The organism is Allobosea sp. FG18 (genome assembly GCF_057809495.1).
Genome location: NZ_JBMDKB010000004.1, coordinates 145,403 through 171,287 on the forward strand (window position 1 = coordinate 145,403; position 25,885 = coordinate 171,287).

Sequence of the window (25,885 nt, forward strand, 5' to 3'; positions counted from 1 at the left end):
CCCGGGCTTGACCCGGGATCCATTCCGGAGCGCTTCCGATAAAGGTTCGGGCATGGATCCCGGTTCTCCGCTTCGCTGCGTCCGGGATGACCCGCGCCTTTCGTTAGCGCCTGCCTTCAGAACACCCTCTTGCGCCTCAAAAAACAGGCTTGACTGTTTGTAAGTGGAGTCGCACCGTTTCCCCATCATCAAGGAAAACGAGATCGGGATGAGCAGCACCGGCAAGCGGCGATCGCAGAAGGAGCGCAGCGCGGAGACCTCCGCGCGGCTGATGAACGCGACCATCGACCTGCTGCACGATCAGGGGCTTGCCCGCACCACCACGCCCGAGATCGCCCGACTTGCGGGGGTCTCGAGGGGCGCGCTGACCCATCACTTCGCCGGGCGCGAGGCGATCATCAGCGCCTCTATCGCCGACCTGCTGGGCAAGGCGGCGCGCGGCCTGCACCGTTTCGCCGAGGATTTCATGGCGCGCGGCGGCTCCAGCGACGAGATCGTCGACTACGCCTGGCAGATGATGGACGACCGGCTGTTCTATGTGACGATGGAATACCTGCCGGAAGCGCGCCACAACCCGGCCTTCCGTGCCGATCTCATCCCCACGGTCAAGGAATTCCATGCCGGACTCGATGCGGTCTGGACCGCGCTCGCCGCCCGCGCCGGCACCGACCCGGACCATACCCGCACCGTGATGAACGCGACGATGTGCCTGGTCCGCGGCATGATCAGCCAGACCGTGCTGCGCCCCAACGACCCGGCCTATTACGAGGGCCTGCTCAGTTTCTGGAAGCAGCAGGTCAGGCAGCATTTCCCGATGAAACCAGCGGCCGCCCTCGCCGGCCGGCGCAAGACGGCGACGGCATGACGGCAGCACTGACCATCCAGGGGCTGAAGCTCGGCTTCTACGGCGTCCAGGTGCTGCGCGGCGTCGATTTCGCGGTACCGCAAGGCTCCTTCACCGGCCTGATCGGGCCGAACGGCGCCGGCAAGTCGACCCTGTTCAACGCGGTCTCCGGGCTTTATCGGCCGCAAGCCGGCTCCGTCAGGCTCGGTACGACCGAGACGGCCGGGATGCCGCCGGAGAAGCTCGTCGCGGCGGGGCTCGTCCGTTCCTTCCAGCTCGCGCGCGGCTTTCCCAAGCTCAGCGTCTTCCAGCACCTGATGCTCTATGGCGCCGACCAGCCGGGCGAGGGTCTGCTGGCCGGGCTAATCGGCACAAGCGGGGCGAAGCGGCGAGAGGCCGCACTGTCCGAGCGCGCCTTCGGCATCGCCCGCCGGCTGAAGCTCGACCATGTGCTCGACAATCCCGTCACCGCGCTCTCCGGCGGCCAGAAGAAGCTGGTCGAGATCGGTCGCGCCCTGATGGCCGAGCCGAAGCTGCTGCTGCTCGACGAGCCGATGGCCGGCGTCAATCCAAGCCTGACCGAACAGATCGCCGAGCATCTCGTTGGGCTCAACCGCGACGGGCTGACGATCTGCCTGATCGAACACGATATGGGGCTGATCAAGAAGCTCTGCGCGCCCGTCATCGTCATGGCCGAGGGCAAGACGCTGACGCAAGGGTCGTTCGACGAGGTCGCCGCCGACACCCGCGTGCAGGAAGCCTATCTCGGGAGGCGTCATTGAGCGCGGCACAGGGCGAATTGCTTGCCGTCGACGGCGTCGTCGCCGGCTATGGCGCGGCCGAACAGATCCTGAAGGGCACCTCCTTGAAGGTCGCGCCGGGCGAGATCGTCTCGATCATCGGCCCGAACGGCGCCGGCAAGTCGACGCTGCTCAAGACCATCGCGGGGCTGGTCCAAGCGCGCGACGGTACGATCAAGCTGAAGGGCGGCGACGTCACCCGCGAGAATGCGCTCGGCCGGGCCAAAGCCGGCATCGGCTTCGTGCCGCAGGAGCGCAATATCTTCGGCGCGATGACGGTCGCGGAAAACCTCGAGATCAGCGGCTTCCAGGAACCCGGCAAGGTCGGGGAGCGCAGCGAGCAGATGTACGCACGCTATCCGATGCTGGCGGAAAAGCGCAAGGCGCTGGCCCGCACGCTGTCGGGGGGCCAGCGCCAGATCCTCGCCATGGCGATGGGGTTGATGAACGCCCCTGCCCTGCTCCTGCTCGACGAGCCGACGGCCGGGCTTTCGCCCAAGGCGGCCGACGAATTGTTCGACGCCATCGTCGCGCTCAACAAGGGCGGCCTGCCGATCCTGATGGTCGAGCAGCACGCGCTCGAAGCGCTGCAGATCTCGACACGCGGCTATGTGCTGGTCTCCGGCCGCAACAGCCGCGAGGGCGCCGGACCTGCGCTCGCCACCGATCCCGAAATCCGCCGCCTCTTCTTGGGCGGCTAGGACGACGCCGACACGACAGCAAACCAACAAGGCAACAGGGGAACATCATGACCGCGTTCACGACCGACCGCCGCACGCTTCTGGCAGGTGCCGCCGCGCTTGCCGGCCTCTCCGCCCTGCCCGGCCGCGCGCTCGCCCAGGGCGCGCCGATCAAGATCGGCACGCTGACGCCGCTCACCGGTGCCGGCGGCCCCTATGGCCCGGTCATGGTCAAGGCGGTCAAGGCCGTGATCGACGAGGTCAATGCCGCCGGCGGCGTGCTCGGCCGGAAGGTCGAGCTGATCTCGGAAGACGACCAGACCAATCCTGAGGCCGGCGTACGCGCCGCCCGCAAGCTGATCGACGTCGACAAGGTCTCCGCCATCCTCGGCACCTGGGCCTCCTCGGTCACCACCGCCGTCGCGCCGCTCTGCTGGGAATCGAAGACCTTCCTCGCGACCGTCTCGGGCGCCGACTCGATCACGCAGCTCCCGCATCAGGGCTACCTGATCCGCACCCAGCCGAACACGACCCTCCAGGGCCGCAAGTTCGGCGAGTTCTGCATCGCCGAGAAGGCCAAGCGCGTCTTCTTCCTCTCGCCGCAGACGCCTTTCGCCAAGAGCCAGTTCGACAACATCACCGAGGCCGTGAAGAAGGCCGGCGGCGAGACCGGCTCGCTGATCTATGACGACAAGAAGCCGGCCTATCGCAGCGAGATCGACGAGGTTCTGCGCTTCAAGCCCGATGCGATCATCTTCGGCGGCTACACCCCCGACACAGCGGTGATGCTGAAGGATGCCTACCGCGCCGGCTATGGCGGGTTGAAGGTCGCCTTCGGCTACGCGGTCAACCAGAAGCTGGTCGAGAGTGTGCCGGCCGAGGTCGTCGACAAGACCTTCACCATCGCGCCGTCGCCGGCCGAGGGCTCGAAGGCCTATGCGCGGCTGGTCAAGATGATCGGCGTCGCCTCGCCCGATCCCTACACCACCCAGGTCTACGACCAGATCAACCTGATCCTGATGGCGATCGCCATGGCCGGCGACAGCTCCGGCACCGCGATCAAGGATGCGGTCCGCAAGATCAGCCAGGCGCCGGGCGGCGCCAAGGTCGACAATGCCATCGACGGGCTCAAGGCGATCGCCGCCAAGCAGCCGGTCGATTATGACGGCGCCAGCGGCCCCTGCGACTTCACCGAGACCGGCGACATCGCCGACTGCCAGTTCCGCTACGAGCAGGTCCAGGGCGGCAAGCTGGCGCTGGTGAAGATCGCGTGAGCCAGTTGTTGCAGGCGCTCGTCAACGGGGTGATGACCGGGACGCTGATCGCCGTCCCGGCCATCGGCTTCTCCGCCATCTTCGCGGTGCTGCGCTATCCGAACTTCGCCATCGCGGCCTATGCCACCATAGGCGCCTTCGCCGCCTGGTGGGCAAATGTCGCGATGGGGCTGCCGGTGCCGGCCGCGCTCCTCGTCGCCTTCGCGGTGACGGGCTTCGTCGGCGTCGTTGCGGAAGAGACCTCGCTGAAGCGCCTGCGCAGCAACGGCGCGCTGATCGTGGCCATCGCCTCGATCGCGCTCAATCTCGTGCTGGAGAACATCGTCCGCTTCATCTTCGGCAACGAGATGCGCGGCTACGACCTGCCGATCGCGCGCGACATGCGCTTCGGCGACCTGCGCATCGGCCCGCAGCAGCTCCAGAGCCTGCTGCTCGCCATCGTGATCATGGCGGCGATGTTTCTGTTCCTGCGCTATACCCGCTTCGGCAAGGCAATGCGCGCCGTCGCCGACAATCCCGACCTCGCCCGGCTCAAGGGCATCGACCCTGCCAGGATCGCAATCGTCACGCTCTTCCTCGGCGCAGGGCTGACCGGCGTCGGCGGCGTGCTGATCGGTCTGGACACCTCGATCGACCCGCTGACCGGCTACCGCGTGCTGCTCTCGGTCTTCGCCGCCGCCGTTCTCGGCGGGCTCGGCTCGATTCCCGGCGCGGTCGCAGGCGCGCTGATGCTCGGTATCGCCGAAGAGCTCGCACTGCTCGTCGTGCCCGCGACCTATCGCACCGGCGTCGGCTTCGTCGCGATCCTGCTGATGCTCACCTTCCGGCCGCGCGGCCTCCTCGGGGAAAGGGCCGCCTGATGCTGTCCTATCTGATCTTCACCCTGACGCTCTGCGCGATCTACGGCCTGCTCGCGCTGAGCCTCAACCTGATCTGGGGCAGCGCCGGCCTCGTCAATCTCGGCCTTGCCGGATTCTTCGCGGTCGGCGCCTATGCCTCGGCCTTGGCGACAGGCGCCGGCGCGCCCGTGCTGATCGGCTGGGGGGCTGCGCTCCTCGTCGGCGCCGCGGTCGGCCTCGTCGTCACCTTCGCGACCTTGCGCCTGCGCGACGACTACCTCGCCATCGTCACGCTCGGCTTCGCCGAGGTCATCCGCCTCGTCGCGCTCAACGAGCGCTGGCTGACCAACGGTTCCGACGGAATCTCCGGCATCAAAGCGCCGCTCAAGGCCGAACTCGGCACACAGAACTTCGCGTATTTCTATCTCGGCCTTGCCACGCTGGTGCTGGTGGTTGTCTGGGCGCTGCTGCGCCGGCTCGATGCCTCGCCTTATGGCCGCGCCTTGAAGGCAATCCGCGAGGACCAGCAACTCGCCGCCTTTGCCGGCAAGCCGGTGCTGCGCTTCAAGCTCCAGGCCTTCGCGCTTTCCGCCGCAATCGCGGCACTGGCGGGCGCGCTCTACGCGCATTTCCAGTCCTATGTCTCGCCCGACCATTTCCAGCCGCTGATCACGATCTACATCTTCCTTGCCGTCACGGCCGGCGGCGTCGGACGGCCGAGCGGGGCCGTGCTCGGCGCCTATCTCGTCGTGATCTTCCTTGAGGCGACGCGCTTCGTCACCGAATGGGTGCCGGGTCTGCAGCCGGTCCAGCTCGCGGCCCTGCGCGAGATGCTGATCGGCATCGCCCTCATCCTCGTCCTGCATCTCAAGCCGCAGGGCATCCTGCCCGAGCGCATCCCGAAGGCGCCGGTCCCTCCGACCGCTGCTTAAACCGAAGGCCTGCCCATGTCCGACGATCTCGCCACCCTCTCCACCCTCATTAAGGAGCCCGGCCAGCCCGACACGGTGTTCAAGGCCTTTGAGGACATCACCCGCCGCCTCGTCGGCCACGAGCTGTTCACGCTGCTCTATGTCGACGGGCAGGAGGTCGCGCGCATCTATTCCAACCGGCCGACCGAGTACCCAATCTCCGGCCGCAAGACGATGGGCCCGACGCCCTGGGGCAAGCATGTGCTGGACGGCCGCCAACCCTATCTCGGCAAGGACAAGGCCGGTATCCGCTGGGCCTTTTTCGACCACGAGCTGATCGAGAGCATGGGGCTGGGCTCCGTCATCAACATCCCCGCGATCTATGACGGCAAGGTCGTCGGCACGATCAACCTGCTCGCCCCTGAGCATCATTATCGCGAGGAGCATGTCGCGCCGGTCGAGCGGCTGGCGCCGCTGCTGGTGCCCGCCTTCCTCGCCGCGCGTGCCGCCAACAAGGCCGCCTGATCCCGTTTCCCCGACGCACCCTGCCTGAAGGAACAAGCCCGTGGCTTCCACCCTCTTCACCAATGCCCGCATCGTCGACGGCTCGGCGCCGGAGGCCGGCGCACCCGTCAGCGTCCTCGTCGAGGGCGGCACCATCCGCGAGGTCGGCAAATCCGTGACCTCGGCCAAGGCCAAGGTCGTCGACCTCAAGGGCAAGACCTTGATGCCCGGCCTGATCGACGCCCATGTCCATGTCGTGGCCGGCGTCGCCGATCTCGGCGCGAATGCGCGCCTGCCGGATTCGCTGGTCACCGCCCGCTCCTTCGGGATCATGCGGGCGATGCTGATGCGCGGCTTCACCACGGTGCGCGATGTCGGCGGCGCCGATTTCGGCCTGAAACAGGCGACCGAGGAAGGCGATTTCCCGACGCCGCGCCTCGTCATCTCCGGCAAGGCGCTGAGCCAGACCGGCGGCCATGCCGATTTCCGCGGCCGCTATGACGACCGCCCGAGCGTGATCGAGCGCCATCGGCTCGGCGCCCTCGGCCGTATCTGCGACGGCGTCGACCAGGTACGCCGCGCCGCGCGCGAGGAGCTGAAGGGCGGCGCCGATTTCATCAAGATCATGGCCAATGGCGGCTGCGCCTCGCCGACCGACCCGATCCACTTCCTCGGCTTCTCGGTGAGCGAGCTGGAGGCCGTGGTCGAGGAAGCCCGGATGGCCGGCACCTATGTCTCGGCCCATGTCTATACGGATGACGCCATCCGCCGCTGCGTCGAGGCCGGCGTGCACTCGCTGGAGCATTGCAACCTGATCAAGGCCGAGACGGCGAAGCTCGCCGCCTCGAAGGGCGCCGTCGCGGTGCCGACGCTGGTGACCTATGACAAGCTCGTCTCGGACGGGCCGAAGCTCGGCTTCCCGCCGGATTCGGTCGCGAAGGTCGATGTCGTGCGCTCGGCCGGCATGGAATCGCTCGCGATCATGAAGAAGGCCGGCCTGACCATGGCCTATGGCAGCGACCTGCTCGGCGAGATGCACAAGTACCAGTCCGAGGAGTTCGTGATCCGCGGCCGCGCCCTGCCCGCGCATGAGGTCATCGCCTCGGCGACCCATGTCGCGGCGAAGCTCCTCAAGATGGAAGGCCTGATCGGCACCGTCGCGGCCGGCGCCCATGCCGACCTCATCGTCGTCGACGGCGACCCGCTGAAGGACCTCTCGCTCTTGACCCGCCAGGGCCGGCATATGCCCCTGATCATGAAGGCCGGCGCGTTCATGAAGCGCGCCAGCCTGAATTGATCATCGGAAGCCGGCGAGGACACCCTCGCCGGCTTCAATCCCGGTAGGGGCTGTGCTCGCGGATCAACGCGGCATTGTGCTCGCGGAAGGACTCGACGAATTCGCGGGCGATGCGCGAGAGCGGACGCGGCGCCGGCTGGAACATCGCATAGCGATAGGACAGGCGCGGCGCGAAGGGCCGCGCCACCAGCCCGACCTTTTGGAAATGCAGGCTGGTGACGACGTCGACGATGGTCACGCCGACGCCCTCCATCACCAGTGCGCAGGCCGTCCCGAAGAACTCGACATGCACGGCCATGCGCAGCCGCGCCGATTGCTCGGCGAAGGCGCGCTCGATCGCCTCGTGCAGGAAGTGATCCGCGTAGAGCGAGATGAAGGGCGCATCGTCGAGATGGGCCGGCGTGATGACCGGCTCGGCGGCCAGCGGATGATCGGCCGGCAGCATGCAGACGCAAGGCACCTCGATGGTCTCGATGACCGAGGCCGGGCTTTCGATCGGATGCTCGGCGAAGCCGATATCGAAGGCCTCGATGCGGCCGAGATCGCGCACGGTCGGCGATGAGCGGGTGATGAAGCGCACTGTGCCGTCCGGCCAGCGCGTCAACAATCGGGCGATGATCGGCGGCAAGGCATAAGTCGCGAGGCCAGGCTGGCTCGCCAGCGACAGCGTTCCGGAGCGCAGGCCCTTGAGATCGCGTGCGACCTGCCGGGTGCGCTCGAGCACGCCGAGCGTGCGCCGCGCCTCCTCGTAGAACAGCGTCGCCTCGGGCGTGACCTGTAGCCTGCCCTTCTTGCGCTCAAACAGCGAGACGCCGAGCTCGTCCTCCAGCCGCGTGATCAGGTTGCTGATCGCCGGCTGCGACTTCGCCAGCAGGGTCGCCGCAGCGCTCATCGAGCCGGTCTCGATGACGGCGCGAAAGGCTTCCAGATGCCGCGTGTGCAAGCTCGCCCCGCCGTCAAGTTATAATGCAGATTTATACCTTTTAGCCCATTTCGTTTTTGACGTAAGCCACGAAAACGGGACCATGGAGCCAAGCCTGAACGGCATGGGGAATGGGACCGCATCGGTGAAAGACTCGCTTGTCCTCGACAAGGTCGAAAAGCGCTACGGCGATTTCGTCGCGCTCGAACCGACCGATCTGACGATCAAGGCCGGCGAGTTCATCACGCTGCTCGGCCCTTCCGGCTCGGGCAAGACGACGATCCTGATGAGCATCGCCGGCTTCGTCGCGCCGAGCAGCGGGCGCATGTTGCTCGACGGTCGCGACGTGACCGCGCTGCCGCCGGAGCGGCGCAATTTCGGCGTGGTCTTCCAGGGCTATGCGCTGTTCCCGCATCTGACCGTCTACGACAACGTCGCCTTTCCGTTGAGGGCGCGCGGCATCACCGGCGACGCCGCCCGGCCGAAGATCATGGCCGCGCTGGAGATGGCCAAGCTCCAGGCCTTCGCCCATCGCTATCCCCGCCAGTTGTCGGGCGGGCAGCAGCAGCGCGTGGCGCTCGCCCGCTCGCTCGTCTTTTCGCCGGAACTGCTGCTGCTCGACGAGCCGCTGAGTGCGCTCGACAAGGCGCTGCGCAAGGAGTTCCAGACCGAGTTCCGATCGATCCATCGCGAGGTCGGCTCGACCTTCATCTATGTCACGCATGATCAGGAGGAGGCGCTGACGATGTCGGACCGCATCGTCATCCTCGATCGCGGCCGTATCCTCCAGATCGCCCCGCCGACAGAGCTTTACGAGCGGCCGGCCACCGAGTTCGTCGCCGGCTTCCTCGGCAAGAGCAATTTCCTGCGCGGCAAGGTCGCGTCGGCCAGTGGCGGGCAGGTCGAAATCCATATGCCCGGCTTCGCCGCGACGGCGAACGGGAACGGCATCACGGCACAGGCAGGACAGGCGGCCGTCGCCGCGCTCCGGCCGGAGAAGATCAGGCTGGCGGCGCCGGCGACCGGCGCCGAGGCCGCTTCCTGTTCGGTGAGCGGCCGTGTCGGCGACATCACCTATCTCGGCTCCTCGATCGAGGTCGAGGTCAGGCTGGCAGATGGCGAGACGCTTCTGGCGACGGTTCCGGCCGGGCAGCGCAGTTTCACGGAGGGCGAGGAGATCGTCGCCTCCTGGGCGCCGGATGCCGCGATCCTCGTGCGCGGCAACGAGGCCTCGCCGTGAGTGCGGCTGCCGCCACCAGCACCGGCGGAAGCGAGCGGCTCTACTGGCTGATGCTGCTGGCGCCTTGCGTCTTCCTGGCGCTGTTCTACCTCGTGCCGGTGCTGAATGTGCTGGTGCTGAGCTTCACCGTGCCGAAGCCCGGCCTCACCAACTATGCCGAACTGGTCAACAACGGCGCCGTGCAGCGCGTGCTCTGGACGACGCTCAGGATCGGGGCGATCACCACGGTTCTGGCGCTGGGGATCGGCTATGTCGTCGCCTATGCCCTGCTGCAATGCGGGCCGCGCGAGCGCCAGATCCTGCTCGGCATCGTCGTGGCGAGCTTCTGGATCAGCGCCCTCATCCGCGCCTTCGCCTGGGTCGCGCTGTTGCAGTCGAAGGGGCTGGTCAATTCGATCCTACTCTCGACCGGGCTGATCGAGAGCCCGCTCAGCCTCGTGCGCAACGAGCTCGGCGTGATCATCGGCATGACCCACTACATGCTGCCCTATGCGATCCTGCCGCTCTATACGAGCCTGCGCGGCATCGACGACCGGCTGGTGCCGGCGGCACGCGCGCTGGGCGCAACGCCGGGACAGGCCTTCCGCTGGGTCTTCCTGCCGCTGAGCCTGCCCGGCCTGATCGGCGCGGGCGTGATCGTGATGATCTTCTCGCTCGGCTTCTACATCACCCCGGCGATCCTCGGCGGCGGGCGCACGATCATGGTCGCCGAGTTCATCAGCGTGCAGATCTCCGAGACCCTGCGCTGGGGGCTGGCGGCGATGCTGGCGACGGTACTGCTCGGCGCCGTGCTCCTGCTCGTGATGTGGCTCAGCCGCTTCATGGACGTCGAACAGGCGCTGAGGAAATAGCCATGGCAGCGCTCAGCGTCCCCTCGACACGCAATGCACCCTCGCTCAACCGGATCGTCGCCTGGCTCGCGGCCTCGTTCCTGCTGCTGCCGATCCTCGTCATCATCCCGATCTCGCTGACGCCGGAGCGCTATCTCTCGCTGCCGACGAGCTCGATCTCGTTTCGCCATTACAACAGCCTCGTAACCGATGGCCGCTGGACGAAGAGCATCGTCGACAGCCTCGCCGTCGGTATCGGCGCGACGGTGCTGGCGACCGTGCTCGGCGTCGCCTTCGCGGTCGGGGCCTGGCGTCTCGGCGCGCCGCTCGCAAAGCGCCTGCGCCTGCTGCTGCTGGCGCCGATCATCGTGCCGCCGATCGTGCATGCCGTCGCCTTCTACCGCGCCTGGGCCACGCTCGGGCTGCTCGACACCTATCTCGGCCTGATCCTGATCCACGCGATGAAGGGGCTGCCCTTCGTCGTTCTCACCGTCGCCGGCACGCTGGCCAATGTCGATCCACGGCTGGAGCAGGCGGCGCGCAGCCTCGGCGCCAATCCGCGGCAGGCGATGGGCTGGGTCGTGCTGCCGCAGATCAAGGCCGGCATCGTCGCCGGCGCGGCCTTCGCCTTCATCACCTCCTGGGACGAGACCATCGTCGCGCTCTTCGTCACCAGCCGGGCGGTGACCACCCTGCCCCGCCGGATCTGGGAAGGGCTCGCCGACAATATCGACCCCGCCATCGCCGCGCTCGGCACGGTGATGATCGTCCTGACCTTCGCCGCCGTCGCGATCTCGACGCTGCGCAGCACCTCCGCAAAAGCCTGACAACAGAGGGGAGACCAGCATGACCAGAGAGCATCAGGAATTCCGTGACGACTGCCTGGCGATCCTGCGCCGGGAGACCGAAGGCAAGCGCGTGCATCGCCGCCGCTTCCTGCAGGCGCTGGCCATGCTGGGGGCGATCCCGGCCGGCCTGCGGCTGACGCCGGCCCATGCGCAAAGCAGCGAGATCGTCGTCGTGAACTGGGGCGGCGATGCCGTGCCGGCCTATGACGCGATCTGGGCCCAGCCCTTCAACGCGGCCAATCCCGGCGCGAAGGCGCTGATCAACGGCTCGGGGCCGAGCTCCGGCAAGATCAAGGCGATGGTCGAGAGCGGCGCCGTCACTTGGGACGTCTGCGACCGCACAGTGCCGGCCTCGATCGAACTCGGCCGCCAGAACCTGCTGGAGAAAGTCGACTGGTCGATCGTATCGCAGGACAAGGTCCGCGCCGCGCATCGCTCGGACTGGGGCGTCGGCGCCTATCTCTATTCCTTCGTCCTGACCTATGACGCCAAGGCCCTGAAGGGACCGGCGCCGAAGAACTGGAAGGACTTCTGGAACGTCAAGGAATTCCCCGGCAAGCGCACGCTGCGCAACAATATCGAGGGCATGCTGGAGGCGGCGCTGCTCGCCGACGGCGTCAGCCGCGACAAGATCTACCCGATCGATGTCGACCGGGCGCTGGCCAAGATCAAGGAGATCAAGCCGCACACGATCTTCTGGACCACCGGCGCGGAAAGCCAGCAGCTCTTCCGCAACCAGGAGGTCGTGATGGGCAATCTCTGGCACACGCGCTCGATGCTGCTCGCCAAGGAGGTCGGCGACCACATCAAGTTCACCTTCGAGGACGGCATCCTCTTCCCCGGCGCCTGGATCGTGCCGAAGGGCAACCCGGCCAAGGCCGGCGCCTGGAATTTCATCGCCTCGGCACAGGACCCGAAGAGCCAGATCGAACTGTTCAAGCGCGTCGGCAACGGGCCGGTGAACCCCGCCGCCGCGGCGCTGGTGCCGGCCGAGATGAAGGCGCTGGACTGCGGCTCGCCGGAGAATTTCGCGCGCCAGGTCGCCGTCGACAACGAGTGGTATGCGCAGCACTACGCCACGATCCTCGCCCGCTACATGGACGCGATCGCGTCCTGAACCCGATCCCGACGGGCGGCAACGCGCCGCCCGTTCCCGCCTCTGCGACCAAGACACAGGACTATCGATGACAACGGCGCCGTTTTCGCTCGCCCAGACCTTCATGGGCGTCCCGCACCGCACCGAGATCGGCGACGCCAAGGCCGTGGTCCTCGGCCTGCCCTTCGATTGCGGCACGCATCCGCAGCGCGTCGGCTCGCGGCTCGGGCCGTCCTCGATCCGGGAGCAGTCGCTGCTGCTGCGCGCCTTCGACTTCGTCAACGGCATCAACCCGCTGGAGGCGCTCGGCGTCGTCGATGTCGGCGATGCCAAGGTCAGCCCCGGCGATCTCGAAGCCTCCTATGTCGCGATCGAGGCGGCCGTCGGCGCCATCGCCGAGACGCGCGCCGTCGCTGTGACGCTCGGCGGCGACGGGGCGATCGCGCTGCCGGAGATGCGGGCGCTGCACCGGGTCTATCCCGATCTCGTCACCATCCATATCGACGCCCATACCGACGCCTACCCGATCGAGGGCTACAATACCGCGACCGCCTTCGGGCGCGCCGCCGAGGAAGGGCTCGTCGATGCCACCCGCTCCTACCAGATCGGCATGCGCGGCACGACGATGCTGCCCGGCGTCGGCGAATACGGGCGGAGCCTCGGCTACAACGTGATTCCGCTCGCCGAATTGCTGGAGCGCGGCATCGCCAAGGTCTTCGCCGAAGTCCGCGCCCATATCGGCGACCGGCCGGTCTATCTCTCCTACGACATGGATTTCTTCGACCCCTCGGTCGCGCCAGGCGTCTGCACGCCGACCTGGGGCGGGGCGACCTCGCGCGAGGGCCTCGCGGTGCTGGAAGCCTGCGCCGGGCTCAATCTGGTGGGCGTCAACATCAACACGGTCAGCCCGCCGCATGATGTCGGCGGCATGTCGGCGCTGCTCGCGGCGCAGGTGACGCTGAACGCGCTCAACCTGATCGCGCGGCAGCACCAGTCGAAGGCCGCCGAACGCGGCTAACCGACCCGCTACATCGCGCGCAAAGCCGCCGCTCCGGCCTCGGCACTGCGGGCGATCTCGACGAGAAGCAGCGCCATCTCGTCGAAGACGCTGCGGTCAGTCTCGGCCTCGGTCAGAGTGTCGAGATCGGAGAGGAAGGACAGGAGCGCCTCGATCCGGATCTTGTGGTCGCGCGCATCGGTGAGGCGGCGCCGCGCCTCGCGCCGGCGCTCGAGCTGGTCGAAGCGGTCGAGAGCGCCGTCCAGCGTCTCGCGGCAGGCGCAATCGAGCCCCTCCGGCTGCAATACGCGCCGCAACCGGACGATCAGGTCGCTCGCCGGCGTGGTCCGGCCGGGTTCGTGCTGCGAGGCCTCGTCATAGCTGCCGCCCATCTCCGCCTCCCCTGTGAGGTCTAAGCTGTGCCTCAGACGCCAGCCCGGACATGGACATGGCCGGGTGCCGCATGCAGGAAGCCGTTGGCCAAAGGCACGTCCGGATAGAGCGCGCCGAGGCGATGCTCGGCCTCACCCGCGTCGAGCCGGCCGTCGACGACCTCGCGGAACAACCTGGCGACCGCGACCATGTCACAGTCCTGCGGCGAGAGCCGGAGCGCGGCGACGCCGGCCTCGCGCAAGGCCGGGATGTCTCCGAGCAGGCAGGCCGCACCATGCGAGAGGGTCTGCACGCCGTTGATGGAGAGAAAGCCGGCGCCGTCCAGCGTGGCGACCGGCATGCCGTCCGGGTCCTGCTCGCAGACGAAGCGGCAATTGTCCTTGGTGAGCTTGTGGGCGCGGGCATGGTAGCAGCGCGCCGAGATCGCCAGCGGCACCTTGCCGAAGGCGAAGACCTCGATGGCGACCTGCGGCAGCGCCGCGGCGATGGACGCGACGGCCGGCAACGGGAGTTCCGGCGGGAGGCAGATGCGGCTGGCGCCGCGCGCGGCCAGGAAGCCGGCTGCCGCCTCGTTATAGACGTTGACGAAGGGACCGACGGCGAAGGGCCTTTCGCCGAGCGAGGCGAGGCAAGTCAGGTCGTTGATCTCGACCTCGGCCTCGGCGGCCTGCATCAGCTCGCGGGTCTGGCGCCGTTCGCGTGGCAGCGAGACCAGGATCAGCGAGGCATGCAGCACCCGCTTGCCCGCAGCTTCCAGCCGCTCGACCACGGCCGGAATGTGATCCTGCTTGAAGGGCGTGCGCTTGGAGCAGACGGCCTCGCCGACCACCACCGTGTCGACCGGCGCCTCGTCGGCAATCCGGAAATAGAAGTCGCGCCAGTGCTCCGGCTGCCAATGATAGAGCACGGGGCCGAGGGTGAGTTGCATCGTCGTCAATCCCTTAGCGCCAGCCCTTGCGATAGGCGCCGACCGTGCTCGCCTGCCCCTCCGCCATGGCGGCGAGGCCGGGAGCCGGCGCCCGGCGTCCCTCGTCGAGCGCGGCAAGAATGCCGCGGAAGGAGCGGACGACGCCGGCGATATAGGCGCGGCCGCGCTGGCGTCCTTCGATCTTGAGCGCGGTGACCCCGGCCTCGCGGAGCGCCGGCAGCATTGCCGCCGCGTCAAGGCTGACGGGCTCCTCGAAGATGTAGCCGGAGCTTTTCGGCGTGGTGAAGCGGCCCTTGCACAGGGTCGGGTAGCCCGCGGGCTCGTCCTTGCCGAAACTGTTGATGGTGAAGCCGCCGAGCGTCGAGACGATCTGCCCTTCGCGCTCGGCATAGGCGACATGGCTCGCCGGCGAGCAGACGCCGTTCATGTTCGGCGACTGGCCGGTGGCATAGGACGAAAGCGAGCAGCGCCCCTCCTCCATCACGCAGAGGCCGCCGAAGACGAAAACCTCGGTCTCGACAGCGCTTTCGCGGACGATCGCAGCGATCTCGGGCACGCTGAGCACACGCGGCAGCACGACGCGCCGGGCGCCGAAGCTCTCGGCATAGAAGCGGATCGCGTCGGGATTGGCGGCCCCGGCCTGGACCGAGACATGCAGCCGCTGCGCCGGATGACGGCGCGCGGCATAATCGAGCGTCGCGAGATCGGCCAGGATCAGGGCATCCGCCCCGGCCGCGACAGCATCGTCGATCGCCGCCTGCCAGAGTCCGAAGGAGCCGGCGCGCGCGAAGGTGTTGATCGCGACCAGCACCTTGACGCCGTGGCGATGGGCGAAGGCGATGCCCTTATTCAGTTCCTCGCGCGAGAAATTGAGGCCGGGGAAGTTACGTGCGTTGGTCTCGTCGCGGAAGCCGCAATAGACCGCGTCGGCTCCGGCCTCGACAGCCGCCTCGAGGCTTGCCGGCGTGCCGGCCGGGCAGATCAGTTCCACGAAGAGCCTCCCGCGACGGGCAGCGCCCGCATCCGCTCGCGCACGACATCGGCAAGACGCGCGCCGAGCGGCCCGAAACCGCCGAGCAGGAGCTTGCCGAAATCGATGCGGGCGTCGTCGATGGCGTTGCGCAGGGCGAGCGAGGCCGCGACGTCGCCTTCCACCCAGAGCACGCGCGAGAAGAACAGGGCGTCGCCGTCGAGCGTGCCTTCGGCCATGCCGATCAGGCCGGCGAGCGGGCCGCGGATGCTGGCATCGAGCCCTTCCGGCAAGGCGCGGACGGCGCGCGCCTGCGGCCGGCCCGGTCGCGGTTCCAGCACGAAGGCGAAGGGCAGATCGGTGGGATCGATGCCGAAGCGCTTCTCGGCGTGTTCGCCGAGGCGGTCATAGAGATCGGGATGGGCGCGGCCGATGCGGGCGAGCATCAGCGCCAGTGCCGGCTGCAAGGGCGCCAACGGTAGGGGCGCGACCGCTCGCGACAGCCATGGCGGCAATCGCGGCGGCATCACCCGCAATCCTGTCGTCTCCGGCTCCGGCATCGCTCACCTCCGGCCTTGAGACTAGGCCGGCAGCCGCTGCGCTCGTTGCGCCCGCGCAAAGACGGCCGCGATTGAAGCGGGCGATGGTCCGGCAACCGGAGCCCCTGCCCTTGCCGATCCGCGACCTGCCTCGTTTCCGCGACCTCAATGCCTTCCTCGACCATCTCGACGCCAACGGACAGCTCAGGCGGATCGCCGAGCCGGTCAGTGTCGTGCACGAGGTCACGGAGATTCATCGCCGCGTCATTGCCAATAACGGGCCGGCGTTGCTGTTCGAGCGCCCGCAGCTGCCAAACGGGGCGGTCTCGTCCATGCCGCTCGTGACCAATCTGTTCGGCACGGTCGAACGCGTCGCCTGGGGCTTGGGCGTCGAGGCGGGGCAGCTGCCCGCACTCGGCGGCAAGCTCGCCGAACTGCGCGAGCCGCGGCCGCCGCGCGGATTGAGCGAAGCCTGGCAGGCGCTGCCGCTGGCGCGCGCGGCTCTCTCGATGCGCCCGCGCGAATGCCGGCGGGCACCGGTGCAGGAACGCATCTTCCGGGGCGAGGACATCGACCTGACGGCACTGCCGGTGCAGCTCTGCTGGCCCGGCGAGCCTGCGCCCCTGATCACCTGGCCGCTGGTCCTGACCGTGCCGCCCGAGCCCGCGCCCGGAGACGAGAGTAATCTCGGCGTCTACCGGATGCAGGTGCTCGGGCGCGACCGCGCCATCCTGCGCTGGCTCGCCCATCGCGGCGGGGCGCGCCATCATGCGCAATGGCGCCGGATCGGCCGCGAGATGCCGGTCGCGGTGGTGATCGGCGCCGATCCCGCGACGATCCTCTCGGCCGTGCTGCCCTTGCCGGAAACCATGCCGGAGCTGCGCTTCTCCGGGCTGCTGCGCGGCGAGCGGCCTGCGCTCGTCCCTTGCGTCAGCGTCCCGCTTTCGGTGCCGGCCGAGGCCGAAATCGTGATCGAGGGCTTCGTTTCGCCCGACGAGACCGCGCCGGAAGGCCCCTATGGCGACCACACCGGCTATTACAACTCCGTCGAGCCCTTCCCGGTGATGCGGGTGACGGCCGTGACGATGCGACGGGCGCCGCTCTATCTCTCGACCTTCACCGGCCGGGCGCCGGACGAGCCCTCGCGCATCGGCGAGGCGCTCAACGTGCTGTTCCTGCCATTGCTGCAACGGCAGTTCCCTGAGGTGGTCGACGTCTGGCTCCCGCCGGAAGCCTGCTCCTACCGGATTGCCGTCGTCGCCATCGCCAAGCGCTATCCCGGCCAGGCGCGGCGCCTCATGCTCGGCCTGTGGTCGCTGCTGCCGCAGTTCAGCTACACCAAGCTCGTCATCATCGTGGACGATGATATCGACCCGCGCGACTGGGCGCAGGTGATGTGGGCGGTCGCGACGCGGGCCGATGCCAGCCGCGATCTCGTCACGCTGACCGACACGCCGATCGACTATCTCGACTTCGCCTCGCCGAAGCCGGGACTGGGCGGCAAGCTCGGCATCGACGCCACCAACAAGCTTGCGCCCGAGACCGAACGGGAATGGGGTCGGCCGATGGCGATGGACCCGGCCGTCATGGCCCGGATCGATGCGCTCTGGCCTTCGTTGAGGCTAGCGCCGACGGCCAGGGCTGCGCGATGAACCGGCCGCAGCGTGTCATCGTCGGGATCAGCGGCGCCTCGGGTGCCGCGATCGGGCTCAGGGTATTGGAAAGGCTCGCCGAGGTCGGCACAGTCGAGACCCATCTGGTGATCTCGCCGGCGGCGGAGCGGACGCTGGCGGCCGAAATCGACGCGGAGGCGCCTGCACGGGTCCGTGCGCTGGCATCGCAGTGCCACGACCATCGCGATATCGGCGCGAGCATCGCCAGCGGCTCGTTCCGCACGGCGGGGATGATCGTCGCGCCCTGCTCGATGCGCAGTCTCTGCGCCATCGCCTATGGCCAGCTCGGCGACCTCCTGACGCGCGCCGCCGACGTCCAACTCAAGGAGCGGCGCCGGCTCGTGCTGGTGGCGCGGGAAAGCCCGCTGCATCTGGGCCATCTGCGGGCGATGGCGCAGGTCACCGAATATGGCGCGATCATCGCCCCGCCCGTCCCGGCCTTCTATCTGAAGCCGGCCGACATCGCAGCGATCGTCGACCAGATCGCCCTGCGCGCACTCGGCCTTCTCGGGCTCGATCTCGATGGGCCGGCGGCGACGGAATGGCACGGCGTGGAGCCGGGACTGGCCGGGCGCGCCGGAGATGTGCGATGATCCGGCTTCCTTCTCCATTGCCTGGAGGGGAAAACGGGGCGGTCCGGCGATGGCAGTCGCCGGGCCGCCTTTCACGTCGGGGCTAGCGCGCCGGCACGACCTTGCCGGGCAGCGACAGGTTGCCCGATGCGACCTTGAAGACATTGCTGACGCAGAGCAGCGGCGCGTGGAGATTGCCGTCGACCCTCAAGCCCGCCGTGACGCCGTCGAAGGACGCGGTGGCGAGCGCCCCGATGCTGGCGAGCGGGACCTGAACCTCGACGGCATCGCCCTTGAGCTCGGTCGGATAGGCCGGGCTGTCGATCAGCAACGGCACGCCGGGCCAGGTCTCGGGCAGCTTCGGCTTGGCGCCCTCAGGGATGTCCTTGACCTTCAGCCCGCCGGGACAGACCTTGTCCTCGTTGAGCACGACCCAGTGCGGATGCCAGACGTCGCGGTTCTTGGCGCCGCGCGCGCCGTCGTCGAAATCGGGATGGAAAGTCACGGCCAGGGCGACGATGCCCTGCCCGGTGTCGAAGCCGATATCGCCCGAGTTGAGCGAGGTCGGCCAGACATAGGCATAGACCTCCGAGCCCGGGAACTTGCCGGTCGCGGCCGGCTTCACCTTGCCCGCATCGGTACGGACACGGGTGCGGAAGACGGCCTTGCCGGCTTCCGTGGTGATGCGGGTCTCGACGATGTCGAAACTCGCCAGCACCTTGTCGTCGCTCTTCACCTTGATCTCATGAGCCATGACGGCCGGCGACAGGCCGAGCAAGGCCAGTGCCGCGAGGCCGAGGCCTGCGGTTCCCAATCGGTTCATGCGTGTGCTTCCTTCTCAGCTGGCGGGTGGTGCCTGGAGGGGTGGCCGGCCCTGTTCGAAGGCGGCCCAGTTGGCAGACTGAGTCGCGGGGTCGGCCGGTTCATGCTCGCCGCAGTCGAGCCGGAGATCCTCCGTCCCGATGGCCGCGTTCACGAAGGCGCAATGATGCGGATGGGCCGAGCCAGGGTGGGCGTTCGGCCGGAAATGGCGGCAGGTCACGCAAAGGCGCTGGACGGGAATGGCGTCCGCGAGCTGGAGGCTGCGGACCAGCTTCACCTGCGCCAGCAGCAGGTTCGCCTGCTCGGCGGGCGAGAGCTGCACGAGCGCCGCCGCGACCTGCGAGGCCGCCGTGGCGATCGCCTGGTTTATCCGCAACCCTTCGGCGGTCGGACGCAGTGCGACGGAGCGGGCATCCGCCGGGTCGGCCTGACGCAGGACCAAGCCCTTGCGGTCGAGCGCATTGAGCGTGTCCGTCACGCTGGCAGCGGAGACGCCGAGATGGGCGGCGATATCCTTCGGGCGGACGCCCGGCGGGCGGGCGGCGAGGAAACCGAGCACCTGCGCCTGCGTCGGATTGAGCCCCGCCTCGCCGGCTGCTGCCCAGAGATCGGCGCGCAGGACGAGGGCGATCCGCTCGAAGCCCTCGCGCAGCCGCGTCACGATATCGTTCGTCGGTTCGCTCATGGAAAAACAATTAGGACTCCTAATTATTTCTGTCAACGCTGCCGCGGTGCTTGCCGGAGTGTCGCCTGCGCATTCTCTGGCTATGGCGCGGCCAATTTCTTCGCCATAGTGGCCTTCGGCCGCATGCGGATTCGATGCCTGTGAAGCGATTGCCCGTCCTGCTCGTTGCATTCTGCGCCGTCACGCTGAGCAGCGCGGCGCAGGCCGCCGGCGATGCAGGCGAGATGGTCAGGCAGGCCATCCGCCGCCACGACATCCAGGCGGAGATGCCGGTGCCACAGCCACGCGCGGCCAGCTGGCTCGACTGGCTGAAATTCGACATCTCGGCCGATACGGCGCGCCTCCTGCTCTGGGGCACCGTCATTCTCGGCGTGGCCGTGACGATCTGGTCGCTGCGCGACAACCTGCCGGCCTTCAGCCGCTCGCGCCGGATCAAGGCCGGTGAGCTGCCGTCCGGCTTTTCCAACCCTTCCGCCCGGATGGAGGAAGCCCAGCTCGAAGCGGACGATCTCGCGGGCCGGGGGCACTATGGCGAGGCCATGCATGTGCTGCTGCTCAAGAGCCTCGCCGAGATCCGGTTGCGGCTCGGCACAAGCTTCGCGGTTTCGCTGACCAGCCGCGAGATCCTGCGCAAGGTCTCCCTTCCGCAGGCCGGGGCCGGCGCGCTCGGCGCGATCGTCCAGTCGGTCGAGCAGACCTATTTCGGCGGGCGGCCGGCGGGGCGGGAAGACTATCTCGGCTGCCGGCAGGAATTCGAGACACTCAGGCGCTCGCTGGCGGCAGGCACGGCCTGATGGGCGCTGCGACCTTCCAGCCGCGCGTCCTTGCAGCGCTTGCCGCGGCGCTCTGCACGCTCTTCGCCGCCTCCCTGCTGCTGACAGGCATGGGCGGGCGTGAGGCGGCCGGCCTCTCTTCCGGCGCCAACAGCTTTTCCAACTCCGCCGTCGGCCATCTCGCTTTCCACGACCTGCTCGGTGGCCTCGGGTACCGGACGCTGCGTGCCGAGGATCGGCCGCTGGAGGCGGCCGGCGAGAACGGCGTGCTCATCCTGGCCGAGCCGGCGGGAAGCCTGACGAGCGACGAGAACCGCAACAAGCTCTCGACCGCCGGCCGCATTCTGCTCGTCCTGCCGAAATGGACCGTGAAACCGGGGGAGCGGCGGAAGGACTGGATCGGCAAGGCGGAGCTCGCTCCGGCCTTGCGGGTCCAGTCAGCGCTCGGCGCGGCGGTGAGCGGCGGCGACATCATCCGGACCAAGCCGCCGGCCACCTATCGCAAGACGATCGCAGCGGCCGACCCGACCGTCCAGGGCGAGCTCCAGCTGATCAAGGGCTCCAACCTCACGCCGCTGATCTCGACACCGGACGGCATCCTGCTCGGCGAATTGCGGCAGGGCAATCGCCGCACCCTCGTGCTGGCCGATCCCGATCCGATCGAGAATCACGGCATCGGCAAGGGCGCGAATGCCGCCTTCGCGCGCGACGTGGTCGCCGCCCTGCTCGACGGCCGGAGCGGCCCGCTGGTCTTCGACGAGACCATACACGGCTTCAAAAGATCGCCGCCCAACCTGCTGAAATTCCTCTACGAATTCCCGTTCAATCTCGTTCTCGTCCAGATCCTGGCTGCGGTCGCGCTGCTGCTCTGGGCAGCGATGGGGCGCTTCGGCGCGCCGCTGCCGGCGCCGCGCCGGCTCGATGCCGGCCGGCATGCGCTGATCGGCAACGCGGCAGCGCTGGTCGACTATGCCGGGCACCATGCCGCGTTCCTGCAACGCTATATCGCGATGACGCTTCAGGACGCCGCGCGGGTCTTGCGCGCCCCGGCCGGGCTCGAGGGCGCCGACCTGACCGCATGGCTCGCGCGCGCTTCAGAGGCGCGCGGCATCGATCCGAAACCGATCGCAGTGTTGGGCGACAGCCCCGCCGCCGGCCACCGCAATCTCGCCTCGCTGCTCGCCGCGGCGCAGGCCCTCCATCACTGGCGCAAGGATCTGCCGCATGGAACTCCGCGACGTCTCGACGATCACTGAAGGGCTTCGCGGCGAAATCCGCAAAGCCGTCGTCGGCCAGGACGAGGTCGTCGAGCTCATGCTCGTCAGCCTGCTCTGCGGCGGGCATGTCCTGCTCGAAGGCGTTCCAGGCACGGCCAAGACGCTGCTGGCGCAAAGCTTCGCCACCGGGCTCTCGCTGCGCTTTGGGCGCATCCAGTTCACGCCGGACATGATGCCGGGCGACCTGCTCGGCACCAATCTCTTCGATTTCCGCACCAGCAGCTTCAGCCTGACGCGCGGGCCGATCTTCACCGACATCCTGCTCGCCGACGAGATCAACCGCACCCCGCCCAAGACGCAGGCCGCGCTGCTGCAGGCGATGAACGAGCGCAACGTCACCATCGACGGCACGACCCATCCGCTCGGCGAGGCCTTCATGGTGGTGGCGACGCAGAACCCGATCGAGCAGCAAGGCACCTATCCGCTGCCCGAAGCGCAGCTCGACCGCTTCCTGTTCAAGATCAACCTCGCCTATCCGAGCCGCGAGGAGGAGTTCGCCATCGTGGCGCGCCACGGGCACCGCGCCGCCATGCCCAAGCTCGCCGAATTTGGTCTCGCCTCCGTCGTCTCGGAACAGCATCTGCTGGCGGCCCGCGCACTGGTCGGGGGGATCGCCCTCGGCGAGCCGCTGGTCGGCTATATCGTCGACCTGATCCGCGCGACCCGCAGCCATCCGGCGATCGAGACCGGCGCCTCGCCGCGTGCCGCGACGATGCTGGCCTCGGCCAGCCGGGCGCGGGCCGCGACGCAGGGGCGCGATTTCGTCATCCCCGACGACGTCAAGGGCATCGCGCTGCCCCTGCTGCGCCACCGGATCGTGCTCGCGCCCAATGCCGAGATCGACGGGTTGGTCGCCGACAACGTGATCCTCGAACTGATCGACCAGGTCGCCGTGCCGCGATGATCAGGCCGACACCGCGCGCCGTCCTGCTCTTCGGGGCGACCGTGCCGGTCGCCATCGGGCTCATGATCCATGACCAGACGCTCTGGCCGATCGCGCTCGATCTCGGCCTGTTCGTGCTGGCCCTGATCGGACTCGACGCCCTGCTCTGCGCCCGGCCGTCGCGGCTTTCGCTGACGGTCGATGCGCCCCCGCGCCTATACATCGGCAGCGAGGGGCAATTGAGCGTCAGCGCCGCCATCGAGGGCGCCGCGCGGGCAGTGTCGATCCAGCTCCTGCCAGAGCAAAGCGGCGATGTCGCGCCTCCCGAGCCCGCCCGGCTCGATGTCCTGCCGGGAACCGTTGGCGCGGTCACATTGCCGATCCGGCCACTCAGGCGCGGGCGGATCACCATCGAGGCGCTTTGGCTGCGCTGGCGTGGCCCGCTCGGCCTCGCCAGCCGGAGCCAGCGGCGGCCTCTGGCGCTTGCGATCGACGTCGTGCCCGATATCCGGGGCATCGCCTCGGCCGCCGTGCAGTTCTTCAGCCGCGATGCGGTGGACGGCATCAAGGTCCAGCGCCAGAGGGGCGAGGGCACCGAGTTCGAGGCGCTGCGCGACCATGTCCAGGGGCTCGACAACCGCTTCATCGACTGGAAGCACTCGGCCAAGCATCTCAAGCTGCTGTCGAAGGAATTCCGGATCGAGCGCAACCACCAGATCGTGCTCGCCTTCGATACCGGCTACCTGATGGCCGAGCCGATCGACGGCCTGCCGCGGCTCGACCATGCGATCCATGCCGGCCTGCTGCTGGGCTGGGTGGCGCTGCGCAGCGGCGACCATGTCGGCTCGTTCGGCTTCGATTCCCGCATCCGGCAATATCTCCAGCCCTCGCCCGGCCGGAGCGCCTTTGCCCGGCTTCAGAACGCGTCGGGCCAGCTCGGCTACCGGGCCGAGGAAACGAATTTTACGCTGGGGCTCGCCGAGCTCAATGCCCGCCTGAAACGCCGGGCGCTGGTCGTGCTGTTCACCGAATTCATCGACACCACGACGGCGGGTCTGCTGCTGGAAAGCCTGCAGCGCATGGCCAATCGCCATGCCGTGATCTTCGTCACCCTGCGCGACCCGCTGCTGGCCGATATCGTCGAGGCCGAGCCCGCAAGCTTCCGGCCGGTCGCCGAGGCGGTCGTCGCGCGCGACCTGCAGCGCGAGCGCGCCGTCGTGCTGGAGCGGCTGGCGCGGATGGGCGTGCATTGCCTGGAAATCCCACCGCGCGGCCTCGCCGTCGGCCTGGTCAACCGCTACCTCACCATCAAGCAGAGGGGGCTGCTATAGAACCGAACGGCTCCCCGATGGCCGCGCCAGCCGCTCCGGTCGCAACCGTCACGCTGCGCAGCGCCGAGTTCCGCCGCAACCGCGAGACGGCCTGGCGGATGCTCGACGAACTCGTCTCGCGCGTCGAGAAGAAGGGCCTGTCGCGCCTCTCCGCCGGCGAATTGCAGGAACTGCCCCTGCTCTACCGGACCGCCGCCTCCTCGCTCTCCGTCGCCCGCTCGATCGCGCTCGACCGCAATCTGATCCTCTATCTCGAAGGGCTGGTGCTGCGCGCCTTCTTCGTCGTCTACGGCCCGCGCATCGGCATTCTCGAAGCCCTCGGTGGCTTCCTGAAGCGTGGCTTCCCGGCCGCCGTTCGCGGGGCGGGCTGGCATATCCTGCTGGCGGCGCTCGCCATCACCGCCGGGATCGGCATCGGCTACCTGATGGTGTTGCCCGACGAAGCCTGGTTCAGCCTGCTCGTTCCCGAAGGGCTGGCCGGCGGGCGCGGGCCGGCGAGCACGGCCGAGCAGTTGCGCCGAACCGAAATCTTCGCGCCCTGGCCCGGCTTCGTCGATTCCTTCGTGGTCTTCGCCAACTTCCTGTTCCGGCACAACGCCACGATCGGGATCATGACCTTCGGGCTCGGCGTCTTCGGCGGCGTGCCGACGCTTCTCCTGCTCGGCTATCAGGGCCTCATCCTGGGCGCCTTCCTGGCGCTGCACTACAATCGCGGCCTGCTCGTCGATTTCATCGGCTGGGTCTCGATCCATGGCGTGACCGAGATCGGCGCACTGATCCTGTGCGGTGCCGGCGGGCTCGTCATCGCCGAGAAAATCCTGTTCCCGGGCCGCTACAACCGCCTCGACAGCCTCGCCATGGCCGGCAAGGCGGCGGCCGGGCTCGCGGGCGGGGCCGTGCTGATGCTCTTCGTCGCCGGGATCATCGAGGGCGGCTTGCGCCAGCTCATCGCCTCGACGCCCTGGCGGCTTGCGATCGGCATCGCGACCGGCGTGCTGTGGACCGCCTATTTCCTCTCGATCGGCAGACGCGGACGCCATGGCCCAGCGACTTGACCGCATCAACCGTCTGCTCGACGGCATCACCCGCAACCGGCGCGAGATCATTACGCCGGAGGGGGTGGCGTTGGAGGTCGATATCGCCAACCATGGCGAGCGGCTCGTCGCCTTCCTGATCGACTTCCTGTTCTGGATGCTGGCGACCGTCCTGCTCTTCCTCGTGCTCGGCCTGACGTTCCTGCACGGCGCTACCGGCTCGGTGACGGTCACAGTCGTGCTGTTCCTGTCCTTCCTGCTCCGGAACCTCTACTTCATCCACTTCGAGCTGCAGAGCCAGGGCGCCACGCCGGGCAAGCGCATCGTCAACCTCAAGGTGATCGACAGGAGCGGCGGACCGCTGCTGCCCGGCGCGATCGTCGCCCGCAACCTGACGCGCGAGGTCGAGATCTTCCTGCCGCTCGGGCTGTTCTTCGCCGTGCCGAAGATCGGAGCGGGGGCAGAATTCTGGACGGCGGCAAGCTATTTCGGCTGGGCGGTCGCGCTCTCGGCCCTGCCCTTCTTCAACCGCGACCACCTGCGAGCCGGCGATCTCATCGCCGGGACCATGGTGATCTCGGTGCCGCGCCGGGCGCTCCTGGCCGAGCTGGCGGAGGCGCAGAGCCGCTTCGTCTTCAGCCGTAAGCAGCTCGACGCCTATGGCGCCTTCGAATTGCAGGTGCTGGAAGAATTGCTGCGCCGGCCGCCCTCACCCGACACGCACAGCATGCAGAGCCAAGTCTGCGACAAGATCCGCCGCAAGATCGGCTGGACGGAAGAGGTTCCGCCGGCCGAAGCGCTCGACTTCCTCAAGGCCTTCTACACGGCCGAGCGTGCGCATCTCGAACGCGAGCAGCAATTCGGCCGCTACCGCGCCGACAAGAACGAGCCCGCCGCGACCAACCCGTGAGGACCGGCAGCGG

Annotated in this window: 28 protein-coding genes; 21 read left to right on the forward strand and 7 right to left on the reverse strand. The window is 68.2% G+C overall.

The features are described 5' to 3' along the window. The first annotated feature begins 208 nt into the window (after positions 1 to 208). From ACODTJ_RS06520 to ACODTJ_RS06555, 8 genes are read left to right on the forward strand one after another with little or no spacing between them, the layout of a single operon-like run. Positions 209 to 865, forward strand: coding sequence for a TetR/AcrR family transcriptional regulator (locus tag ACODTJ_RS06520; RefSeq protein WP_454657160.1), 657 nt, complete (start codon positions 209 to 211; stop codon positions 863 to 865). Continuing rightward, on the forward strand, positions 862 to 1,626 hold the full coding sequence (locus ACODTJ_RS06525) for an ABC transporter ATP-binding protein (protein WP_454657161.1): 765 nt from the start codon (positions 862 to 864) through the stop codon (positions 1,624 to 1,626). Before ACODTJ_RS06520 ends, ACODTJ_RS06525 begins: the two co-directional genes overlap by 4 nt. Further along, complete coding sequence (locus ACODTJ_RS06530) at positions 1,623 to 2,345, forward strand: ABC transporter ATP-binding protein (protein WP_454657162.1); 723 nt, start codon at positions 1,623 to 1,625, stop codon at positions 2,343 to 2,345. Before ACODTJ_RS06525 ends, ACODTJ_RS06530 begins: the two co-directional genes overlap by 4 nt. Before the next feature lie 47 nt (positions 2,346 to 2,392). Next, positions 2,393 to 3,598 (forward strand): ABC transporter substrate-binding protein, encoded by a 1,206-nt coding sequence (locus ACODTJ_RS06535; RefSeq protein WP_454657163.1) that lies wholly within the window; start codon positions 2,393 to 2,395, stop codon positions 3,596 to 3,598. After that, positions 3,595 to 4,458, forward strand: a complete 864-nt coding sequence (locus ACODTJ_RS06540) for a branched-chain amino acid ABC transporter permease (RefSeq protein WP_454657164.1) — start codon at positions 3,595 to 3,597, stop codon at positions 4,456 to 4,458. The genes ACODTJ_RS06535 and ACODTJ_RS06540 overlap by 4 nt, the downstream gene beginning before the upstream one ends. Then, the gene (locus ACODTJ_RS06545) at positions 4,458 to 5,369 is read left to right on the forward strand and encodes a branched-chain amino acid ABC transporter permease (protein ID WP_454657165.1); all 912 of its coding nucleotides are present in this window, start codon (positions 4,458 to 4,460) and stop codon (positions 5,367 to 5,369) included. The genes ACODTJ_RS06540 and ACODTJ_RS06545 overlap by 1 nt, the downstream gene beginning before the upstream one ends. A gap of 15 nt (positions 5,370 to 5,384) precedes the next feature. Next, positions 5,385 to 5,873 (forward strand): GAF domain-containing protein, encoded by a 489-nt coding sequence (locus ACODTJ_RS06550; protein WP_454657166.1) that lies wholly within the window; start codon positions 5,385 to 5,387, stop codon positions 5,871 to 5,873. Between the two features lie 40 nt (positions 5,874 to 5,913). After that, entirely contained in the window at positions 5,914 to 7,149 is a 1,236-nt protein-coding gene (locus ACODTJ_RS06555; RefSeq protein WP_454657167.1) for a metal-dependent hydrolase family protein, read from the forward strand. 34 nt (positions 7,150 to 7,183) lie between these two features. On the opposite strand, the gene ACODTJ_RS06560 is transcribed toward ACODTJ_RS06555, so the two are convergent. Beyond that, positions 7,184 to 8,092 (reverse strand): LysR substrate-binding domain-containing protein, encoded by a 909-nt coding sequence (locus ACODTJ_RS06560; protein WP_488847920.1) that lies wholly within the window; start codon positions 8,090 to 8,092, stop codon positions 7,184 to 7,186. Positions 8,093 to 8,216: 124 nt separating this feature from the next. On the opposite strand from ACODTJ_RS06560, the gene ACODTJ_RS06565 reads away from it, so the two are divergent. The 5 genes from ACODTJ_RS06565 (at position 8,217) to ACODTJ_RS06585 (ending at position 13,103) form a co-directional block, all read left to right on the forward strand. After that, on the forward strand, positions 8,217 to 9,311 hold the full coding sequence (locus ACODTJ_RS06565) for an ABC transporter ATP-binding protein (RefSeq protein ID WP_454657169.1): 1,095 nt from the start codon (positions 8,217 to 8,219) through the stop codon (positions 9,309 to 9,311). Then, on the forward strand, positions 9,308 to 10,162 hold the full coding sequence (locus ACODTJ_RS06570) for an ABC transporter permease (protein WP_454657170.1): 855 nt from the start codon (positions 9,308 to 9,310) through the stop codon (positions 10,160 to 10,162). Before ACODTJ_RS06565 ends, ACODTJ_RS06570 begins: the two co-directional genes overlap by 4 nt. 2 nt (positions 10,163 to 10,164) lie before the next feature. Next, on the forward strand, positions 10,165 to 10,968 hold the full coding sequence (locus ACODTJ_RS06575; RefSeq protein ID WP_454657171.1) for an ABC transporter permease: 804 nt from the start codon (positions 10,165 to 10,167) through the stop codon (positions 10,966 to 10,968). A 19-nt stretch (positions 10,969 to 10,987) separates the two neighbouring features. Then, positions 10,988 to 12,106, forward strand: coding sequence for an ABC transporter substrate-binding protein (locus tag ACODTJ_RS06580; protein WP_454657172.1), 1,119 nt, complete (start codon positions 10,988 to 10,990; stop codon positions 12,104 to 12,106). A gap of 67 nt (positions 12,107 to 12,173) precedes the next feature. Continuing rightward, complete coding sequence (locus ACODTJ_RS06585) at positions 12,174 to 13,103, forward strand: arginase family protein (protein ID WP_454657173.1); 930 nt, start codon at positions 12,174 to 12,176, stop codon at positions 13,101 to 13,103. Between the two features lie 8 nt (positions 13,104 to 13,111). Here ACODTJ_RS06585 and ACODTJ_RS06590 read toward each other — a convergent pair whose 3' ends face one another. From ACODTJ_RS06590 to ubiT, 4 genes are read right to left on the reverse strand one after another with little or no spacing between them, the layout of a single operon-like run. Next, the gene (locus ACODTJ_RS06590) at positions 13,112 to 13,474 is read right to left on the reverse strand and encodes a hypothetical protein (protein ID WP_454657174.1); all 363 of its coding nucleotides are present in this window, start codon (positions 13,472 to 13,474) and stop codon (positions 13,112 to 13,114) included. Between the two features lie 32 nt (positions 13,475 to 13,506). Then, on the reverse strand, positions 13,507 to 14,403 hold the full coding sequence (ubiV, locus tag ACODTJ_RS06595; RefSeq protein ID WP_454657175.1) for a ubiquinone anaerobic biosynthesis protein UbiV: 897 nt from the start codon (positions 14,401 to 14,403) through the stop codon (positions 13,507 to 13,509). A 13-nt stretch (positions 14,404 to 14,416) separates the two neighbouring features. Then, a complete protein-coding gene (ubiU, locus tag ACODTJ_RS06600) occupies positions 14,417 to 15,394 on the reverse strand; it encodes a ubiquinone anaerobic biosynthesis protein UbiU (RefSeq protein WP_454657176.1) in 978 nt (325 codons plus the stop codon). After that, positions 15,385 to 15,933 (reverse strand): ubiquinone anaerobic biosynthesis accessory factor UbiT, encoded by a 549-nt coding sequence (gene ubiT / locus ACODTJ_RS06605; protein ID WP_454657177.1) that lies wholly within the window; start codon positions 15,931 to 15,933, stop codon positions 15,385 to 15,387. Before ubiT ends, ubiU begins: the two co-directional genes overlap by 10 nt. 83 nt (positions 15,934 to 16,016) lie before the next feature. Here ubiT and ACODTJ_RS06610 point away from each other — a divergent pair, with 83 nt between their 5' ends. Together ACODTJ_RS06610 and ACODTJ_RS06615 are read left to right on the forward strand one after the other, a co-directional pair. Then, a complete protein-coding gene (locus ACODTJ_RS06610; RefSeq protein WP_454657178.1) occupies positions 16,017 to 17,564 on the forward strand; it encodes a UbiD family decarboxylase in 1,548 nt (515 codons plus the stop codon). Further along, positions 17,561 to 18,178 (forward strand): UbiX family flavin prenyltransferase, encoded by a 618-nt coding sequence (locus tag ACODTJ_RS06615; protein WP_454657179.1) that lies wholly within the window; start codon positions 17,561 to 17,563, stop codon positions 18,176 to 18,178. The genes ACODTJ_RS06610 and ACODTJ_RS06615 overlap by 4 nt, the downstream gene beginning before the upstream one ends. Positions 18,179 to 18,260: 82 nt before the next feature. Here the strand turns inward: ACODTJ_RS06615 and ACODTJ_RS06620 are convergent, their stop codons facing one another. Together ACODTJ_RS06620 and ACODTJ_RS06625 are read right to left on the reverse strand one after the other, a co-directional pair. Further along, the gene (locus ACODTJ_RS06620) at positions 18,261 to 18,980 is read right to left on the reverse strand and encodes a hypothetical protein (protein WP_454657180.1); all 720 of its coding nucleotides are present in this window, start codon (positions 18,978 to 18,980) and stop codon (positions 18,261 to 18,263) included. Between the two features lie 15 nt (positions 18,981 to 18,995). Beyond that, a complete protein-coding gene (locus ACODTJ_RS06625; protein WP_454657181.1) occupies positions 18,996 to 19,664 on the reverse strand; it encodes a MarR family winged helix-turn-helix transcriptional regulator in 669 nt (222 codons plus the stop codon). Between the two features lie 140 nt (positions 19,665 to 19,804). On the opposite strand from ACODTJ_RS06625, the gene ACODTJ_RS06630 reads away from it, so the two are divergent. Genes ACODTJ_RS06630 through ACODTJ_RS06655 form a run of 6 tightly spaced genes read left to right on the forward strand, consistent with a single transcriptional unit; the run spans position 19,805 to position 25,872 of the window. Continuing rightward, the gene (locus ACODTJ_RS06630; protein ID WP_454657182.1) at positions 19,805 to 20,458 is read left to right on the forward strand and encodes a DUF4129 domain-containing protein; all 654 of its coding nucleotides are present in this window, start codon (positions 19,805 to 19,807) and stop codon (positions 20,456 to 20,458) included. Beyond that, entirely contained in the window at positions 20,458 to 21,693 is a 1,236-nt protein-coding gene (locus ACODTJ_RS06635) for a DUF4350 domain-containing protein (RefSeq protein WP_454657183.1), read from the forward strand. The genes ACODTJ_RS06630 and ACODTJ_RS06635 overlap by 1 nt, the downstream gene beginning before the upstream one ends. Continuing rightward, the gene (locus ACODTJ_RS06640; protein ID WP_454657184.1) at positions 21,662 to 22,618 is read left to right on the forward strand and encodes an AAA family ATPase; all 957 of its coding nucleotides are present in this window, start codon (positions 21,662 to 21,664) and stop codon (positions 22,616 to 22,618) included. The genes ACODTJ_RS06635 and ACODTJ_RS06640 overlap by 32 nt, the downstream gene beginning before the upstream one ends. Further along, positions 22,615 to 23,928: a DUF58 domain-containing protein gene (locus ACODTJ_RS06645; RefSeq protein WP_454657185.1), complete on the forward strand. Its 1,314-nt coding sequence runs from the start codon at positions 22,615 to 22,617 to the stop codon at positions 23,926 to 23,928. Before ACODTJ_RS06640 ends, ACODTJ_RS06645 begins: the two co-directional genes overlap by 4 nt. Positions 23,929 to 23,945: 17 nt before the next feature. Beyond that, on the forward strand, positions 23,946 to 24,983 hold the full coding sequence (locus ACODTJ_RS06650; RefSeq protein WP_454657186.1) for a stage II sporulation protein M: 1,038 nt from the start codon (positions 23,946 to 23,948) through the stop codon (positions 24,981 to 24,983). Beyond that, entirely contained in the window at positions 24,967 to 25,872 is a 906-nt protein-coding gene (locus tag ACODTJ_RS06655) for an RDD family protein (protein WP_454657187.1), read from the forward strand. Before ACODTJ_RS06650 ends, ACODTJ_RS06655 begins: the two co-directional genes overlap by 17 nt. Positions 25,873 to 25,885 lie beyond the last annotated feature (13 nt).